Below are 19357 nucleotides of genomic sequence, written 5' to 3'. Positions count from 1 at the left end.
ATTATGGATAAAAAAGTTAGAGTTAGATTTGCCCCAAGCCCAACCGGAGGACTGCATTTAGGTGGTGTCCGGACGGCGTTGTTTAATTATTTGTTTGCCAAAAAGAATAACGGCACCTTCGTGCTTCGTGTGGAAGACACCGATCAAAACCGTTTTGTAGAGGGTGCAGAAGAATATATTGTAGATTGTTTAAACTGGTGCGGCATAACACCAGATGAAAGCCCTCAACATCCGGGTGTGTACGGTCCGTATCGTCAAAGTGAGCGCAAAGCGAGTTATAGAAAATTTGCAGAACAATTAATTAGTGATGGTTATGCCTATTATGCTTTCGATACACCAGAAGAACTTGATTTAAAACGGAAAGAAATTCCAAACTTTCAATACGGGCAGGCTACCCGCATGCAAATGCGCAACTCATTAACACTTACCGTAAGCGAAGTGGAAGATTTACTGGCAGCAAAAACACCACATGTGATTCGAATAAAGGTTCCGGAAAATGAAATTGTTCATTTTAACGATTTAATTCGAGGCGATGTGAGTTTTGAAACTTCATTGGTGGATGATAAGGTTTTATTAAAGGCTGATGGAATGCCCACCTATCATTTAGCCGTTGTGGTTGATGATAAAGCAATGGAAATTTCTCATGCTTTCCGTGGGGAAGAATGGTTGCCATCTGCACCTGTTCACATTTTACTTTGGAAATATTTAGGTTGGGAAACTGATATGCCGGCATGGGCACATTTACCATTAATTTTAAAACCCGATGGACATGGAAAATTAAGTAAACGTGATGGCGATCGTTTAGGTTTCCCGGTTTATGCCATGAACTGGACTGATCCAAAAACCGGCGATTTAACCAAAGGTTTTAAAGAAATGGGTTTCATGCCTGAGGCTTTTATTAACATGCTGGCACTTTTAGGCTGGAATGATGGAACAGATCAGGAATTATTCTCACTGAAAGAATTAGAAGAAAAATTCTCTGTTGAAAGAATAAGCAAGGCGGGAGCGAAATTCGATTTTGAAAAGGCAAAATGGTATAATCATGAATGGATTAAACAATCTTCAGCCGGCAGTCTTCAGTCAGCAGTCAAAAACCAACTCGCTTTAAACAATATAGTGGTAAAAGATGAGAATTTCTTAAACATCATTATTGACTTAATTAAGGACCGTTGTACATTATTGCCAGATTTTGTTGCCCAAAGCCGTTACTTTTTTGCTTCGCCGGCGGAGTATGACATAAATGCTGTTAAACCAAAATGGACAACTGAAAAAGCTGATTTCTTCAATGCTTTTGCTGCAAACCTAACACTAACAGATGCCGTTAGTGCCGAAACTGCTTTTAAAGCTTTAGCTGAAGAAAAAGGATTTAAACCTGGCGAATTGATGTTGCCTTTCCGCATCATGTTGGTGGGCGGTAAATTTGGCCCTGGTGTTTTTGATATTGCTGTTTTGCTGGGTGTTGAAGAAACAAAATCAAGAATAGCAAAAGCGATAACGGCTTTTAATAGCTAATAATAAAATTAAAAAAAATTAAAGGCCGGAAACATCGTGTTTCTGGCCTTTTTTGTTTTTAAGGTATACTCATAAATGAGTATTTTTTTATTCCGTTAAAAAATTCAAAAAATAATCATCATCTTAGGCTTCGTCATCCCTAAAAACGAAAGGAAACATTTAAAAACCAAATAAAAATGACGAAAAAATCAACGCTCACAAAAGGCAAGGCCATTTCTTGCTTTCTCCTCTTGTTTCTGATGCTGACAAATGGGTGCAAAAAAGAACTCTTGGTGCCCAACAACTTCAAGGACACATCCGCAGACAAAATCCGATCGATTTCCTATTCCCAATTCATCAATTCCATAAACCTCAATTCCACAGGGAGTTTAAAAGCACCGTTATTGGGCCAAAAAACAAAATTGATGAGCACACAGGTTTTGGATGAAAACATTGACCTGGAGATGGACAGTGTCAAAAAACTCACTCTTGGCGACACGGTGAGTTATGTGATCGCCATTAAACCACAAACCCCCAGGGCGACCATCTTTCAGAATCTGACCATACAGGTGATCAAAACAAAAACCTCTGCCTTCTTGTCCACTTATCATCCTGATAAGGAATGGATGGACAACTGGCGGAAGAACCGTAAAACCGCTTTTAAGGGCACAATAGCTTTCAACAGGATATATCTGGAAGATGTTGAATCAGGTTCAGCGAACAATCCGGAAAAGGAACAGATGAGTATAAAGGACAGGATGCTGGCCAGCGTGAACGGAAAGGCGGGGCTGTCCCATTGAACCAGCATTGGTTTTATGATGCCAAAGCGGTAACAGGAGCACTTTATTTATCCTCCTCAAAATATCAAATAGGGGGCTATTTAGATGTATTGAGCAGAAAAAAAGTGGCAAATGCACCGCCACCAGCCTTGGTGTTTGTTACCCCGGTTAACACCATTATTAGCCCGAGTATAATTGCAACGGCAATAAGCAAGGGTGTGCAAATAAGACAGGCATTTGTGATTATTATAAATGATAAACTCTATCTTTTACAATCTATCGAATTAACACCAACAAATGATAAATTTACAAACATACCAACCAATTTGCTTAAAATTTTGTCTGGCCCTGTTGATCTGGAATGGCCTGTTAACCCCAACAATGGCCCAGACTATGAAGAACTACAATAACATTGAGATGATGAAAAAGCCTAAAACCAAACAAGTCAAATCGAAACAGATTGAAGAGTGGATAAGCGAAGGAAGAGCCGTACTAAGAAATGACCTTACGCCAGAGCATTTGAAAGGATGGCCTGACAATTATTATCTATTTGATGATGTAGGATTAATCATTAGAGATACCATTGAAAGGAAAAATGGTATACTATATGAGGAATATTCCGAATATTTGATTTTTTCTGCGAAGAATAGAGAAAGAGCAAAACGAGCTGAACAATCGTCTATATCTCCCGACGCCTCGTTTCCAGGGTACATACAGGTTACAGTGAAGGAATTTGAAACAATGATTGCAACATCTGACAAGCTCTTGGCAACCGAATTTTCAATATCGCCCGATGTGTTGGATTATTCAATGCCAAGCCTTATCTATTTGGATAAAGCGATTAAAAAAGTACTCAGAAAATTTGATTATGGCGATTTTGATGAAAAATATGCAGTGCTCATCTCCGCCTATTGTGGCGAGGTAATGAGGAGAAAGATTGATGGAACCTGGAAGATTACAGGCAACGCCGATGGCATGCTGAACCAGATACTGGTAGTTGAAAAAAACAACCCCGAGTATTCCTATCGTCCACAAATGCCCATAGCATTAATACTTTCCGGAGATGCCCCTAAGGGTTCAAACTTAAAGATTGAGGTAGATGCCCAATTGTATAAATATGGTTTTATAAAAGGAAATGAGGAACATTATGGGATAAAATAGTTTTGATAAATCAATCACTGCAATTTGCTTAATGCTCATCAATTAATTTCGTTGATATTTTTGTTGATTTAATTTATATACCTGACAATTTGCTTAAAATTCTGTCTGGTCCTGTTGATCTGGAATGGCCTGTCAATCCCAAAAATGGGCCTGACTATGAAGAACTGCAATAACATTGAGATGATGAAAAAACCTAAGACCAAACAAATCAAATCTAAGCAAATTGAGGAGTGGATAAGCGAAGGAAGGGCGGTTCTAAGAAATGACCTGAGGCCTGGAGATATGGAAGGCTGGTCTGACTATTACCTTTTTGATAAGGATGGCCTGATAATCAGAACCACATTTGAAAGACAAAATGGGATATTATATGAAAAATATTCAGAATATAAAGAGTTTGATAAAAAAATTAGTGAAAGGGCAAATCGTGCAAACCAACAATCAATATCATCTGATGCATCTTTCCCTGGATATATCCAGGTTACAGTGAAGGAATTTGAGATAATGATTGCAGAATCTGACAAAATCCTGGCAACCGAATTTTCAATATCACTGGGTTTGCTGGGCTATTCAATGCCAAGCCTTATCTATTTGGATAAAGCGATTAAAAAAGTACTCAAAAAATTTGATGCAGGCGATTTTGAGGAAAAATATGCAGTGCTCATCTCCGCCTATTGTGGCGAGGTATTGAGAAGAAAGATTGATGGAACATGGAAGATTACGGGTAATGCTGATGGAAGGTTAGACCAGATACTGATCGTGGAAAAGGCAAATCCCGAATATTCATATCGCCCAGAGATGCCCATAGCACTAATACTTTCCGGAGATGTGCCCAGGGGTTCAAACCTAAAGATCGAAGTGGACGCCCAATTGCATAAATATGGTTTTATAAAAGGAAATGAGGAACATTATGGGATAAAATAGTTTTGATAAACCAATCACTGCAAATTTATTCAATGCTCCATCAATTAGGTTTCGGTGATAATTTTTCATGAAACCGTTCATTATGGACGAAACTGGAATAATATTATTCCTTACAACCAAAAAGAATATGGGTGGTTATTTGAAGATATGGCATAGGGAATACGGATTGATGAGGATACTGCACAAAACATAACAAATTATAGATTTAAGTTAAATTGATATGAGATATATTATTGCTATACTATTAATATTTTTTATTGCTTGCAACAGCAAAAAGGATGGGGAATGTGACACCACAAAACTTTTACAGACCTGTTTAGATTCGCTTTCAAAAATCCCGGATTTAAAATATATGGATACAGCAAATGTTATAATATTATATAATGAATTGATTAAAAGCCCTTTAAAGCTCAAATGGGGAAATAAAAAAATTATTTTCCAAAAAAAAACAGAGCAAAATACTAAAGCCTATTTTAAAGGAAGTGATTATCTATTAAAAGACAGGGCTATATTTATAAATTCAATTTCTTGTAATGAAAACAATGCAGAGGTTGCTTTTGACCTAGTAAATACTCAATTATTATTGGAAGTTTACTTAAGGAGGAATCAAACCAACTCATTATTCGAAGTTAAAGCCATTGGAGAGGTATTTCGATAAGCAATGAAGTTATCCGTGTGTTGACGCACATGTGTAGCGTTTGAAGAAAACAAAATATATTAACTTTGAAATAGCTTGATCATTATTGGTTTCACACACCATAGGCTCGCGATAGTAAGGAAGAATTAGGGTTTGGTTTTAATGTAGAATTCCAAAATAATCAGCCCGTTTACTGTAAATTATATTACCTGCCATTATGAGAGTTTTGATCTACTATGTTTTAGTCTGACTTTATTAAGTTGTAAAAATAACTAAAGAAGAAGGAACTTGGTTAATAGATTATATAGGCTATTATAATTGATTGACTTTATGCCCCTCACTGGTTTAAGTGTTCGCTATTTCGGCGGTCACTTAAACCTTTAATAAAAACGGTACAATAATAAGTTTAGTTATTGTTCGGGTTGTGCCATGCTTGGTTTAGGAACTGAGTTTTTCAAAAGAGGTTTATTGATCCTTTGAAGCACTTAAGCCAGAGGATGTCCGATTATTTTAATTCTTATAATTTTCATCCCAAAAGCTAAAATGTGTTAGCGAGTTGCAGATTACCTCTATAATTTCAACCTTTAATTTTTTTCACAAGGGATGAACAAATCACAAAAGCCTTATCCATCGAAACAAATTTTATACGGATGAAAATAATTTCTACTTTAGTACAACAATTTTCCCATGGGTAAGGTTATTCATTTAAATTAAAAATTAAATTATGCAGTGGTTTGGAAAAGGCAGTAATAACGTTGAAGATGGTAGAAGTGGTGGCGGTGGCAGAACTATTTTAGGTGGTGGAATCGGGATAGTTGTAGTTGTACTCGGTTTAATTTTCGGGAAGGATTTAACTGGCGTTGTTAGCCAGATTCCGATGGGAAATGGAACTGAAGAGGTAAAACAAGGTGTTCCGGCTAATGATCCGCAAGCGCAATTTGTATCGGGTGTTTTAGAATCAACCGAACAGGTTTGGGATAAAGAATTTCAGGCTTTGGGCAAACAATATGAATATCCAAAATTAAGGTTGTTTAGAGATGGCGTTCAAACGGCCTGCGGCTTTGCACAATCAAATGTTGGTCCTTTCTATTGTCCCGGCGATCGTAAAGTATATATTGATTTATCATTCTATGATGAATTGAAAAACCGCTTTGGTGCCGCCGGCGACTTCGCACAAGCATATGTTATTGCTCATGAAGTTGGTCATCATGTTCAAAACCTGCTGGGGATTTCTGAAAAACTGGATCAGGTACGAGGACAGGTTAGCGAAAAAGAGTACAACCGCTTATCGGTTAAATTAGAGTTACAGGCCGATTTTTTTGCCGGCCTTTGGGCACATCACGCTCAGAATTTAAAAGATTTCAGATTAGAAGAAGGAGATATTGAAGAAGCCTTAACCGCGGCAAATGCTATCGGTGATGACAAATTACAAAAGCAGGCTACCGGAGAGGTACAACCAGATTCTTTTACGCACGGAACCTCGCAACAACGCATGTTCTGGTTTAAAAAAGGTTTTGAAACCGGAGATATTAAACAAGGCGACACGTTTAATTCAAATAATTTGTAAAAAGTTAAAACTTTTTTGAAACACTGTTGTTTGATTCTAGTTAAAGAGATTTTGTCTCCAAACCAAACATAATTATCCCGGCTTCTTATTTGTTTTAATAAAGATGATCCTTATAGTTGATGACAGGCCAGAAAACCTGATCTCGTTACAGAAAGTACTGCAAGCACACAATTTTGAGGTTGATACCGCATCATCAGGCGAAGACGCGCTGAAAAAAGTTTTAAAGAATAATTACGTTTTAATCATTCTTGACGTTCAAATGCCTGATATGGATGGCTTTGAAGTGGCTGAAGCCATATCAGGTTTCAGCAAAGCAAAAGATACTGCAATTATTTTCCTGTCTGCCGTAAATACAGAACTTAAATTTATTACCAAAGGCTACCTCAGTGGTGGTTTGGATTATATCACCAAGCCCGTTGATATCAATGTGCTGCTGCTTAAAATCAAAACTTTTTATCGCATTTACGAGCAAAGCAGAAAGCTTAACGAGGTGCAGGAAAAATTGCTTGAGGAGATTGAGTTTAGAAAACAGGCAGAGCATAAAAAAGACGAATTTATAAGTATTGCCAGCCATGAATTGAAAACTCCGTTAACCAGTGTAAAGGGTTATATCCAATTGCTGCAACGAAGTTTGAATAAAGACAATAAAGAAATGGCTCAAAGTCATTTGGAAAAGGCAAGTGTTCAGCTCGAAAAGCTTAACGAACTTATTGTTGATTTGCTTGATATCTCAAAAATTGAGAGCGGCAAAATGAAATTCAACATGCAAAACTTTTGTGCCGATAATATGGTAAACAATGCCATAGAAATGTTGCAACAGTCTAATCCTGATTTTAAAATTACCAAACTCGGCAAAACCAGCGAAGCCGTTTTCGGCGATGAAATGAGATTGGAGCAGGTAGTGATTAATTTCATTACAAATGCCATCAAATATGCACCGGGAACCAATCAGGTTAACGTAACCATCAATATAAAAGACGGAAAGTTATACCTCGCGGTTAAAGATTTTGGTATCGGAATCTCTAAGGAACAACAAGATAAGATTTTTGATAAATTTTATCGTGTAGAAGAAAACAGCAATCGTTTTAATGGCTTAGGAATCGGCCTTTATATCTGTTCAGAAATCATTAAACGGCATGGCGGGGTGATCGGCGTTAACAGCGTTCCCGATGAAGGTTCTGAATTCTACTTTATCATCCCAACAACTGAACAGGAAATCCTCCAAAATCAAATCTAATCATCTCCAAAACATAGAATGAAAACTACTCTTAAAAATAATTTACGTTTAGGCCTGGGCTTATCGCTTATTATTCTTTTCATCAGCTCACTTGCCTCGTACGTTAGCATTAGAAACCTGATTAAAAGCACTGAACTGGTTAAACATAGCGATGAGGTTATTTTAAATTCAGAGAGCATCATCTCTTTTTTAAAAGACGCTGAAACAGGACAACGCGGCTATTTGTTAACCGGTAATAAAGTTTTTTTAGAACCTTATTATGGCGCCAGTGATTCGGCCGCTGCTATTTTAAATAGAGTAGCGCTTTCCACCAAGGATAATGATGTTCAACAAAAAAACATAGCAAAGCTCAGGGAAATCCTGTTAAAGAGAATGGGGATTATTAAATCCACCATCGAAATCAAAGCATTAGGCGGAACTGTCGACCCAACTGTTCTGTTTCAGGGCAAGGTATACATGGATCAGGTCCGTGCAATAGTGAACAATATGATCAAAGAAGAGCGGGGCTTGCTCGATCAAAGAACTGCAGAACTGAATAAACTGACCTCATATACGCCATTTTTAATTTTAATAGCAGCGTTTCTGGCCGTTTTAATCACCCTGTTTTTTTACAGAAAAGTATCAATTGATTTTGATGAACGTGTTAAACTCCAAAAGGAAATTGAAGATAAGAAGTATGAAATGGAGAAACGCATTGTGGCGATCAAAGAAATTGCACATCAAATTTCGAATGGAAATTATGGCGTTAAATTAGATAATCAGACACAAGATGATATCGGCGAACTTTCTGAATCGCTGAATACCATGTCGTCATCATTAAAAAAATCTTTTGATACGCTTGCAGAAAACGAATGGTTGCAAACCGGTGTCGCTAATCTAAATGTTCAAATGGTTGGAGAAAAAGATGTGTTCCATTTGGCTGATGATATTATAGAGTTTTTAGTTACCTATACTAAAAGCCAGGTTGGTGCGGTGTATTTATTTAAAGATGACGGTTATCTTCACTTAAAAGGAAAATATGCACTAGAGGGGCAAAATTTGCCACAAATCTTAGAATTGGGCCAGGGCCTGATCGGGCAGGCAGTGAAATCAGGAAAAAGGATTTTGCTTGAAGATGTTCCTCAAAACGAATTGACTATTACCCACGCCACTGGAAACATAAAGCCCGCTCAGTTGCTGGTTCTGCCAATTATTAGAAATGGCATTTCTATTGGCGGTTTAGAGATCGGCACCATTACATCGTTTAGCGAATTGCAGCTGCACTTTTTAAATTTGGTATTGTCTGATATCGGCACGGCTCTACTAGGCGCTCAAAACCGACAGAAATTGCAGCAGTTGCTTGAAGAAACTCAGGCACAATCAGAAGAACTTCAGGTACAACATAACGAACTGGAGGGAATGAATGCAGAACTTGAAGCTCAGGCGCAAAAACTTCAGGCATCAGAAGAAGAACTGAGGGTACAACAAGAGGAATTGCTGCAAAGTAATCAGGAACTGGAAGAAAGAAGTAGTTTGCTGGAAGAGAAAAATGAGTTGATAGAGGAAAGAAATATCGAGATACAACAAAAGGCAGAAGCGCTGGAGTTAAGCACAAGATATAAATCTGAGTTCCTGGCCAACATGTCTCACGAATTGCGCACTCCACTAAACTCCATTCTCTTGTTATCAAGATTAATGGCCGAAAACGAAGCAATGGACCGCGAACACCAGGAATATGCAGAGGTAATACAAAGTTCAGGACAAGGTTTATTGAGTTTGATTGATGAGATTTTAGATCTGTCGAAGATTGAGGCGGGCAAGATGGAACTTGATCGATCAAACGTTAAAGTTGATGATGTGGTACTGAACATGCGTTCTTTATTTAATCCTTTGGCTAAAGATAAAGCACTGGAATTAGTGATTGATAAATCTGCCGATGTTCCTGAGTTTTTCCATACAGATAAAATGCGGTTAGAACAGATTCTTAAAAATCTGCTGTCGAACGCAATTAAGTTTACTTCAAAAGGTTCTGTAAAATTAACCATTGATAAGGAAGAGAAACTAAATGCCCTGCTTTTTAAAGTGACCGATACCGGTGTTGGTATTGCGCCAGAAAAACAAGGAATGGTGTTCGAGGCCTTCCAGCAGGCTGATGGTTCTACCCGCCGTAAATTTGGCGGAACTGGTTTGGGCTTATCGATCAGCAGAGAATTAGCGAAGCTTTTGGGTGGTTACATCGATTTGAAAAGTAAAGAAAATGAGGGGAGTGTTTTCACACTAACTTTACCTATTGATAAAAACAAAGGATTTGAAGAAACAAAAATACAGGAAAAACCATTGCCGGTAGCTCTTGAGCCAGCAAAAGTTAGTCATTTAACGGTTCCAAATATTCCTCAGGAAATTGAAGATGACCGGGATAACATCCAGCCAGAAGATAAAGTGATCCTGATTGTTGAAGATGATACGCCTTTTGCCAAAACACTTTTAGATTTTACCAGGAAAAAGAATTATAAAGGTTTGGTAGCAGTGCGTGGCGATGTGGGTATTGAAATGGCAAAAGACTACAAGCCATTAGCGATATTATTGGATATTCAGCTGCCGGTTAAAGATGGTTGGCAAGTGATGGAAGAACTGAAATCTGACCCAACCACGCGTCCAATTCCCGTGCACATTATGTCATCGCTTCAGGTTAAAAAAGAAAGTTTACTAAAAGGCGCTGTAGATTTCATCAATAAGCCATTTGCTTTTGAGCACATGCAGGAAATTTTTTCAAAGTTAGAGCATGCGTTAAGCAGACATCCTAAAAAGGTTTTGATTGTTGAAGAAAACGAACAGCACGCCAAGGCGTTAAGCTATTTCTTAAGCAATTTTAATATTCAAACAGAAATTGTAAACCAGGTAAGTGAAGGTGTTTCTGCATTGCATAAACCCGATGTAAACTGCGTTATCCTTGACATGGGAATTCCTGATAAGCACGCTTACGAAACGCTAGAAGTGGTTAAAAAAACGCCTGGTTTAGAAAACCTGCCAATTATCATTTTTACGGGCAAAAACCTGTCGAAAGGAGAGGAAAACAGAATTAAGCAATATGCTGATTCCATTGTTGTAAAAACAGCGCATTCTTATCAGAGAATTTTAGATGAAGCCGGATTGTTTTTGCATCTGGTGGAAGAAAAGAGCAGAGAAAAAACAAAAACTCCTAAGGGATTTTCAGAACTTCAGGATGTTTTAAAAGGAAAAACAGTGTTGGTTGCTGATGATGATGTGAGGAATATCTTTTCGCTGACAAAAATGCTGGAGCAACATCAAATGAAAGTATTGGCAGCAACTGATGGTAAAGAAGCATTAAAACTATTGAATGAAAACCCATCAGTAGATGTTGTTTTAATGGATATGATGATGCCGGAACTGGATGGATATGAAACCACAACGGCGATCAGACAGGATATCAAATACCGGAATCTGCCGATTTTAGCCGTAACCGCTAAAGCAATGATGGGCGACAGAGAGAAATGCATTGCGGCAGGAGCATCTGATTATATAAGTAAACCTGTTGATATGGATCAGCTCATATCGCTTCTAAGAGTTTGGTTATATGAAAATCATTACAAAGCTTAATCCGTTATAAATAATATGGCTCAAAAATTAATTCTCATTATTGATGATGATAACAGAAACATTTTCGCCTTAAAAGCTGTTTTAAAGGCTAAAGGTTTCGGTTGTTTATCTGCTACCAGTGCCCGCGAAGGTTTTGCTATTATGGAGGAAAACGAAAATGTCGCAGTTGTGTTAATGGATATGATGATGCCTGATATGGATGGCTATCAGGCCATTGCCACAATGAAAAAATCAGATAAAATGCAGAACATACCCGTGTTGGCCGTTACCGCGCAGGCAATGGTTGGCGATCGGGAGAGATGCCTGTCTGCAGGTGCATCCGGTTACGTTTCAAAGCCTATAAATGTTGATGAATTATTATTGCAAATAGAAGAAGTTACCAATAAGAAGTGATAAGTGAGGTTATAGATAATGAGCAGATTGAAACACTCTTAAGTGACGTGCTGGAAGTTCATGGTTATGATTTTCTGGAATATTCACACGCTTCGATAAAAAGGAGAATCACAAGGTTATACACGTTGGATAATTTTGTAAGTTTTGCTGAATTCAGGTATACCATTAAAAGCGATAAACAGTATTTCAAGCGTTTTCTGGAAGAAATTACCGTAAACGTTACAGAAATGTTTCGCGATCCCACTTTTTATAAATCGCTGAGAAACGATGTACTTCCCGTTTTAGGCACGTATCCTTTCATCAGGATTTGGGTAGCTGGTTGCTCTACCGGAGAGGAAGCTTACTCACTGGCAATTTTATTAAAGGAATTAAATTTATTGCAAAAATCGCTTATTTATGCAACAGATATTAACCCATCGGTTTTAGATAAAGCAAAAAAGGGCATGTTTCCGCTTAATTATTTAAAAGGATACTCTGAAAATTATGTTAATTCTGGCGGAGTTAAAGATTTTTCATCGTACTATACCGCAAATTATTCGCTGGCGAAATTTGATGAATCATTAAGCAGTAAGATGATTTTTTCGACGCATAACTTAGTTTCAGATCATTCTTTCAATGAATTTCAATTGATTCTTTGTAGAAACGTGCTCATTTATTTTGATAAAGAATTACAACACAAGGTTTTTCAGTTGTTTGATAACAGCCTTGAAAAACTTGGTTATTTAGCTTTGGGAAGTAAAGAAAGCCTGGATTTTTGGACGAAGGCAAAAGAATATAAACGCGTTAAAACTGAGAAAATATGGCGCAAACTTTAACACCAGAAAAATGCAGCGCTTTGATTATCGGTGGCTCTGCCGGGAGCTTAGATGTGCTCCTGCAAATATTTCCTGATTTAAAGAAAGAAATTAATTTTCCGATCATCCTGGTTACTCATCGAAAATCAGGAAATGATTCGTTGCTTACCGATCTGTTACAAAGCCGAACAGGCTTAGACGTTCAGGAAGCGGAGGAAAAAGAACCCATGTTGAAAGGAAATGTTTATATCGCCCCGGCAGATTATCATCTTTTAATTGAAGAGGACAAAACAATTTCGCTCGATTACTCTGAAAAAGTAAATTATTCCAGACCTTCGATAGATGTTACTTTTCAATCTGCGGCAGAGGTTTTTAAAGATGAACTGGTGTGTATGTTGCTTTCAGGCTCAAATGCAGATGGTGTGGAGGGATTAAAAAGTGTAAACAATTCAGGTGGTTTTGTGGTTGTTCAAAATCCGAATACCGCCATTATGCCTTACATGCCTCAACAAGCCATTGATCATGTAAAACCAAATGTTATTTTGGATAGTTTTAACATGGCTGAGTTTATAAACAAATTAATTAGATAATAGATTGCCTTAAGGAGATTACTATGGCCGATGCAAAAAAAGTATTTGTTTTTGATGATAACAGAGATATTTTAGATCTGTGTACCTTCATACTGGAAGATGCCGGATACGATATTAAAACCTCAGAAAATGCTAATGATATTGAAAATCAGGTAGCGGCTTACATGCCCGATATTATTTTTATGGATAACTGGCTTCCTGATCTGGGCGGAATCCAGGCGACCAAAGCAATTAAGAATAATCCTGAACTCAAACACATTCCGGTAATTTATTTCTCTGCAAATAATGATATCTCAGCCCTTGCCGATGAAGCCGGAGCAGACAGTTATTTATCAAAACCTTTTGATATAGAGGCTTTAGAGGAAATTGTTAAAAAACATTTAAGTTAACGTGAGTTTTGGGTCTTAATCCGTCATTGCTTTGTGTCTCGCAATGATCTCGCCAAGCCCGTCATTGCGAACGAAGAAAGGCCTGTGCGGCGGAGTGAAGCAATCTGCTTGTGTGAGAGGATGTGCATGATGGCAGAATAGCCCAAAAGACAAAGCCCCCTGCACGGGCAGATTGCCACGGCCTTGAAAAAAACCTTGCAATGACGACAGCTTTATATGGTTTAGCAATTAAATAACTGATCATCAATATGGAAACATCCAAAACTCACCTTAAGTTATGATGACTAATTCTTACCCCAAATTCTGGTATTTAAATCAAGCTCTTTAACAATATCATACATAAACTTAATGGTGGTAATATCATCATTTAATAAACCAAGGTTTAATAACGATTTAAAAACCGGCGCTTCAAAATAATTCCTGTTTAATGGAAATCCGATATACATTCTTGATTCAATAAAAGATAAAGAGATGGTATATTTTGTGCCACGGTTAAGTTTAAGAATTCGCTCCATCATTGCTGGCGTAAGCAAATAACGTGATTCAACCTGATCTGTTCCATAGGTTACAAAGGTCTTATCGAAATCTACATTTTCCAGTTTTATCAGATTTTTATCACTAAAAGAAAACAGATTTTTTGAAAACCAGGCGCCTAATGCGGTTCCAAAATCTTTTGGACGAACAATGGTTACACCATTAAAATGCTTGTTAAAATCTGCCACGAAAATTATTCCTTTAAAAATATCATGCCACTCTGTTCTGGTGCCGTTTTTAGTGTGTGTAACGGTTTTATATTCTGCATGAACTTCTGCAAAATAAAAATTTGTTTGTCCTGCTTTCCCGCTTACCAAATCTTCCGTTTTATACCGGTCAGGATCTTTTGTAAATAGCTGGGAAAATATAAATTCCCTGGCTAAAATTCCTTCGTAAGGCTTTATGGTTAAGCTTTTGTCTAAAAACCTGAGTGCCTCTCCAATTACATCTTGCTTATAGGATTCTTTGTAGGCATGGAGTTCATCGCCAATTTTATAAAGCACCACGCCGCCATAAATAATGGGGATTAATCCAATAACAATTGCTGGCCCGGCAAAACCCATAATAAAGCCAAGAACAGCTAATGCAATTCCAGTAGCAATAAAAATGTATCCTTTGGTTTGGGTAGCGGCAATTTTTTTGCGCTCTACCTCCATTGCAGCCAATACATTTTGCAAGGCCACATTGCTTTCTAAACTAAACTGCATTAATTATTGAAAAGCTCTTTTGCGCTAATATTTTTTCGTTCTTCCTCTGCTGTTGCCAAAACGGGTGTAGGATGAAAATTCAGCATTCCGGCAAATAAATTACCCGGAAACATCATAATGGCATTATTATAATCGGTAACAGCCGAATTATAAGTTCTTCTTGCCGCAGCAATTTGTTCCTCACTTTCTGTCCAGGTAGATTGTAAGTTGATAAAGTTGGTGTTGGCTTTTAAATCCGGATAATTCTCAACGTTTACCATTAAGCCTTTAACACTCGCACTTAACTGACTGTCAATCTGAGCTTTTTCAGCATCACTTATTCCTCCTGAAGTTGCTTTGGTTCTGAGTTCAACAATTCTGGAGAGTGTACCTTGTTCATAAGTAGTATATTGTTTAACCACTTCAACCAGATTAGGAATCAGATCAAAACGTTTTTTAAGCATTACATCAATTGCAGAAAATGCATTGATAACCTGATTTTTCTTTCCAATAAGATTGTTGTAAAAGAAAATTCCAAAAAGAAATACAAGGCCGAGAAGGATTAATACGATGATCATGGTTATGGTTTTTGGTTTAGATATTAAATATAATAAAACGTTACAATTTACCCACTAGCGTTTTTCATTCTTTTCTCGTTCCTGTTCACGTTGCTGTCTTCGCTCCAGTCTTTTTTGTTTCCTGATGCGATGATTTTCCTGCATTTCTTTGAAGTTTTCGATATGCTGCCTTATTTCTTTTTGCTTTTCTTCGGTAATGCCGATGCTGTTTTTTATTCCGATGAACAGGCTTCTCCAAATTAAATTAAAAAAAGAAGTGTTTTTTATCCTGCTATAATTTACGGTGGCAGAAGTAAATTTTCCATCTCTGTTTGGGTTTTCAGAGTTGATAATCAAAGCATTTGCCAGTATCGACATTAAACCACGGGTGACCAAATGATCTTTGGAAGGATCATTTCTCATTAATGCGACAGAAAGATCGTAATAATAGAAATCCACTTTTCCATTTGCACCATCGTTATTTGCTTTAAAACTGAACTTTAATTTATCTACAATACCTCTGTTAATACGCACCAGTCCCAGTGGTTTGGTAATTTGATTTAATACGCGGGCATTAAAGGAATGAAGTTGTCCATTATAAATAAAATCGCCATTTTTCGATGTTAAATCAAACTTGAAATTAACATCCAGCTTGCCCTGCCCCAGCAGATAAGTGTTTAAATTAACTTCCATAAACGGATTTATGGCTTTTATTTTAGGCAGATTTGTAACATTTTTAAAAATGCCTGATGTATGCTCAAAAGAAATTCTACCACGCTGTTCGCTTTCGCCATTGTAGGCCGCATAACTAACATCAACATCCTTCAGCTGAATTTTTTCGATAAGAACCGGCGCCCCCATGTTTTGTAAAAGCTGATGTGGAAACCGATCAATTCTGCTTTCATTTAAGGCATCCGTTGATTTATAGGTTCTCCCTAAACTGTTATCATTAAAAACAGAAATAAAGCCATTTGCAATAGCCATTTCCTTTGCCCGGAATTCCTGTTTGCTAATGTACAACGGAAGGTCAATGCCATTCATCAAAATATCGTTCATTTGAATATGGAAACGATCTTTTGAATACCCCGCAACTTGCCCAAACTTCATTTCATCATACAGCGGTTCAACTATGAATTTATTTACGCGGAGCTTCCCGGTGGAGGCCCTAAAATCCAACTGGCTGAGTTTGATGTTATACATTTGATCAGGAGTTGGATAATTGTAGTTTTTAAGGTTGATGATCACATCCTTTAAAAGATAAAACCTGGTAGGGTCATCTGCAGAGGTTGAGTCGACAAGCAAATCGGTTAGGGTGATATTGAGATCATCAACTGCGAAAGGTTTCGAATGGGGTTCGTTTTTGTTAATATATTTAAAACTGACATCTCTGAAAAGAATCTTCCTGATGCTAAATTCTTTCAGGTTTTTAGAGATAATTGCATAGGGGGATTTAACGGGCCTTGGAGGTCTGTTGTCATTAAATTCGAACTGCCTGTTCATCATTAAAACTTCAGGATTATCAAAAACAACTTCACCAAGCTGAAGTTTTTGGTCTTTGTAAAGCGTAAAAGGATGAAAATTTTTCACCTGAAGCTTTTTTAAAGATACATGGTAAAGGTTATTTGGTGCTCTTTTAAGCACAATCAACTCATTAAACCTGTTGGTATCAGGAATGATTTTCACATTGTGTAAGGTGGCACTTCCGGTTAAAATATTAGTGGAAATCTTTGAAAAACTAATGGTGTATAAACTATCGGTAGATTTGTACAACAGCGTTTTTATCCGATCTGTTAACATCGGCTGTGATTTTAAATTTAGAAACCACGCCAAACCTGCCAGTAAAGCAAAAACAATAAGTATTGTTGCAACAATCCATTTTAAAAGCTTATATCTATGTCTTTTTGTTTCTGGCATTTAACAAGGAACCTTTTTTATAGCAATATACATTTATAAACGTATTGTTAAAAAATGTTGCTCAATTTTTCTCTTGTCGTGCTTTACGGGCTTCTTTTTGATCTTGCTTTTTTTGTGCTTTAATTTTTTCGGCAATGACCTTTTGTTGCTTTACCGGATTTTTTTCCGGAACAATCCCAACACCAACAATATCTTTTATACCTACAAAAATCGTTTTCCACATTAAATTAAAAAATGATGCAGAGTTAATTCTGGTATTCGTCATCGTTGCCGTTCTGGGTGGGTCGCCCTTGCTTGGGTTTTCATCTTTAATCAATAGCGTATTGGCTAAAAATGATAAAAAGCCTTTTTCTTTTGTGCCCTTACCATCAATGTTATCGGATAATAATTTAACTTTTAAATTGCTGTACAGCATGTTCATTGATCCGGAAGCAGAGCGTAAATTTCCATTCGCTTTAAAATCCACATGTTGTACATTTCCACTTTCAATTTCTATTAACCCAAGGTTTTTTGATAAAGAGTTTAAATTTTTAAAATCAAATTTGCCTAAGCTACCGCTGTAAGTAAAAGCGCCGTTTTTATCGGTCAGGTTAAAATCTATTTTTACATTGAGCTTGCCGGTTCCCATTAAAAGCGAATTTAAATCTGCTACGGCATGATGGTTTTTGGTTAAACGTAAACTATCATTGGTTACATTAAGGATGTTCCCTGTTAATGATTTAAATTCAACTGCACCGATTTTTTTACTTGCAGGGTTGTATTCTGAATATTTTACATCAATATTTCTAAGTTTTACCGTATCTACGATAGTTGGAATATTTAATCTTTTTAGCGCCACATGCGGATAATTTCTTCCTTTATCAAAACCCGGTGGAGGAGGCGATTCTCTGCTCATAAACACTTCTACTCTCGCTGGCCCGATTCTGACTGAGCGGGCTTCGATTTCCTGATCTGTATTAAGTTTAATAAAATCCACACCATTAAATTCAATTCTGGTAAAGCTGAAATCATAACGATCTTTTTGAATATTGTACTTTCTGGCAAAAGTGAGTTCAGGATAAAGTGGTTTCAAGGTAAAACCTTTAATGCTGATTTTTTTGGAAGTATAAGAACCATCAATGGTATCGATTTTCATACTGTACATTTTATCCTTTGTGATGGATTTATAGCCAGCGATTTGAAAAGAGATGTCTTTGGTATAATAAAACCGCGTGGTGTCATTTCCAGAAAGCGAATCCAATAGAAAATCGTTAATGGTTACGTTAAAATGTTTAATACTGTTTTTTGTTTTCTGCGGTGTGCTCTTATTGATGTAATCAAAATCGGCGTCAACAATCTTGATGGTTTTTACATGAATTGATTTAAAAGTTTTGGAAATTTGCTCGTATAATGTTTTTTCTGGTTTAACTGTATCAGTTTGTTTTGGTACCTTACTAAAAATCACATTGATTGATGGGTTTTGCAGAATGATTTCACTAACATTCATCCGTTTTTTAAAGTAGGCTGTAAGTATGCCAACTCTGCTGATTTGCAGTTTTTCCAATTTCAACTCAAAGGTATGGGCAGGAGCGAGATTTTGTTTCTTTAAAGTATCGTAAACCATCGTATCAGGTTTAAGGGTCACATCCCGCAGGGCCAGGCTTCCGGTAATTATATTTAGATTTATACTTTTAAAATCAATTTTATAGAGATGTTTTGAGCCATTGTAAACCCCCTCCTTTATTTTATCAGTAAGTATTGGCTTCCACCTGGCGCTGATAAACATCGCGCCAAAGGCAAGTATAAGGATTATCCCACCAACAATACTTCCTATCCAAATCCAAAGTTTATTTTTGTGTTGAGCTATCATTTTATGGTTTATCAGTATAGAACAGATAGAGCGGTGGTTTGTTTCAGTATTACTCAACCCAGTGCTTATTGGGGGTAAGGGAAGTTGCATGGGTTAATCTTGGCAGGCCTTTAATGCAAAAAACACAATGATAAGGCCTTTTTGAAGACTAAAAAACCATAAACAATAATATATGAAAGCCGAACTTGATGAAAATGAGAGGCAATCCCTTAATATAATCAAGAACTTAACATTAACTTAACATTGGGCTTGTAGCTTTGC

17 protein-coding genes are annotated in these 19357 nt (G+C 37.1%); 13 read left to right on the top strand and 4 right to left on the bottom strand.

Going from position 1 to position 19357, the window contains the following annotated elements; genetic code table 11:
• Nucleotides 1–3: 3 nt before the first annotated feature.
• The 13 genes from gltX to DU508_RS06675 all read left to right on the top strand — a co-directional run bounded on the left by gltX (nucleotide 4) and on the right by DU508_RS06675 (nucleotide 13556).
• Complete coding sequence (gene gltX, locus DU508_RS06735) at nucleotides 4–1512, top strand: glutamate--tRNA ligase (RefSeq protein WP_115402077.1); 1509 nt, start codon at nucleotides 4–6, stop codon at nucleotides 1510–1512.
• 176 nt (nucleotides 1513–1688) lie between these two features.
• The gene (locus DU508_RS06730; RefSeq protein ID WP_115402076.1) at nucleotides 1689–2291 is read left to right on the top strand and encodes a hypothetical protein; all 603 of its coding nucleotides are present in this window, start codon (nucleotides 1689–1691) and stop codon (nucleotides 2289–2291) included.
• Nucleotides 2288–2680, top strand: coding sequence for a hypothetical protein (locus DU508_RS06725; RefSeq protein WP_115402075.1), 393 nt, complete (start codon nucleotides 2288–2290; stop codon nucleotides 2678–2680). Before DU508_RS06730 ends, DU508_RS06725 begins: the two co-directional genes overlap by 4 nt.
• Entirely contained in the window at nucleotides 2664–3431 is a 768-nt protein-coding gene (locus tag DU508_RS06720) for a hypothetical protein (RefSeq protein WP_115402074.1), read from the top strand. Before DU508_RS06725 ends, DU508_RS06720 begins: the two co-directional genes overlap by 17 nt.
• A 156-nt stretch (nucleotides 3432–3587) precedes the next feature.
• Nucleotides 3588–4352 carry a hypothetical protein gene (locus DU508_RS06715; RefSeq protein WP_147273596.1) on the top strand — a complete coding sequence of 255 codons (765 nt, stop codon included), beginning with the start codon at nucleotides 3588–3590 and terminating at the stop codon, nucleotides 4350–4352.
• A 220-nt stretch (nucleotides 4353–4572) separates the two neighbouring features.
• On the top strand, nucleotides 4573–5010 hold the full coding sequence (locus tag DU508_RS06710) for a hypothetical protein (RefSeq protein ID WP_115402072.1): 438 nt from the start codon (nucleotides 4573–4575) through the stop codon (nucleotides 5008–5010).
• Nucleotides 5011–5713: 703 nt separating this feature from the next.
• Nucleotides 5714–6556, top strand: a complete 843-nt coding sequence (ypfJ, locus tag DU508_RS06705; protein WP_115402071.1) for a KPN_02809 family neutral zinc metallopeptidase — start codon at nucleotides 5714–5716, stop codon at nucleotides 6554–6556.
• Nucleotides 6557–6659: 103 nt separating this feature from the next.
• Nucleotides 6660–7793, top strand: coding sequence for a sensor histidine kinase (locus DU508_RS06700; protein WP_115402070.1), 1134 nt, complete (start codon nucleotides 6660–6662; stop codon nucleotides 7791–7793).
• A gap of 18 nt (nucleotides 7794–7811) precedes the next feature.
• Nucleotides 7812–11390, top strand: coding sequence for a response regulator (locus DU508_RS06695; protein WP_115402069.1), 3579 nt, complete (start codon nucleotides 7812–7814; stop codon nucleotides 11388–11390).
• A gap of 15 nt (nucleotides 11391–11405) precedes the next feature.
• Nucleotides 11406–11783: a response regulator gene (locus DU508_RS06690; RefSeq protein ID WP_115402068.1), complete on the top strand. Its 378-nt coding sequence runs from the start codon at nucleotides 11406–11408 to the stop codon at nucleotides 11781–11783.
• The gene (locus tag DU508_RS06685) at nucleotides 11780–12598 is read left to right on the top strand and encodes a CheR family methyltransferase (RefSeq protein ID WP_115402067.1); all 819 of its coding nucleotides are present in this window, start codon (nucleotides 11780–11782) and stop codon (nucleotides 12596–12598) included. The genes DU508_RS06690 and DU508_RS06685 overlap by 4 nt, the downstream gene beginning before the upstream one ends.
• Entirely contained in the window at nucleotides 12583–13167 is a 585-nt protein-coding gene (locus DU508_RS06680; protein WP_115402066.1) for a chemotaxis protein CheB, read from the top strand. Before DU508_RS06685 ends, DU508_RS06680 begins: the two co-directional genes overlap by 16 nt.
• A gap of 23 nt (nucleotides 13168–13190) precedes the next feature.
• On the top strand, nucleotides 13191–13556 hold the full coding sequence (locus DU508_RS06675) for a response regulator (RefSeq protein ID WP_115402065.1): 366 nt from the start codon (nucleotides 13191–13193) through the stop codon (nucleotides 13554–13556).
• Between the two features lie 284 nt (nucleotides 13557–13840).
• Here the strand turns inward: DU508_RS06675 and DU508_RS06670 are convergent, their stop codons facing one another.
• The 4 genes from DU508_RS06670 to DU508_RS06655 form a co-directional block, all read right to left on the bottom strand.
• Nucleotides 13841–14797, bottom strand: coding sequence for a DUF3137 domain-containing protein (locus DU508_RS06670; RefSeq protein ID WP_115402064.1), 957 nt, complete (start codon nucleotides 14795–14797; stop codon nucleotides 13841–13843).
• Entirely contained in the window at nucleotides 14797–15354 is a 558-nt protein-coding gene (locus tag DU508_RS06665) for a LemA family protein (RefSeq protein WP_115402063.1), read from the bottom strand. The genes DU508_RS06670 and DU508_RS06665 overlap by 1 nt, the downstream gene beginning before the upstream one ends.
• Nucleotides 15355–15408: 54 nt before the next feature.
• Nucleotides 15409–17247, bottom strand: coding sequence for a hypothetical protein (locus DU508_RS06660; protein ID WP_115402062.1), 1839 nt, complete (start codon nucleotides 17245–17247; stop codon nucleotides 15409–15411).
• Nucleotides 17248–17308: 61 nt separating this feature from the next.
• A complete protein-coding gene (locus tag DU508_RS06655; protein ID WP_115402707.1) occupies nucleotides 17309–19096 on the bottom strand; it encodes a hypothetical protein in 1788 nt (595 codons plus the stop codon).
• Nucleotides 19097–19357: the final 261 nt, after the last annotated feature.

The organism is Pedobacter chinensis, from assembly GCF_003339865.1.
Taxonomy (GTDB): Bacteria; Bacteroidota; Bacteroidia; order Sphingobacteriales; family Sphingobacteriaceae; genus Pedobacter; species Pedobacter chinensis.
Note: the sequence above shows the minus strand (reverse complement) of the source record. Positions and strands in the feature narration are given on the sequence as shown.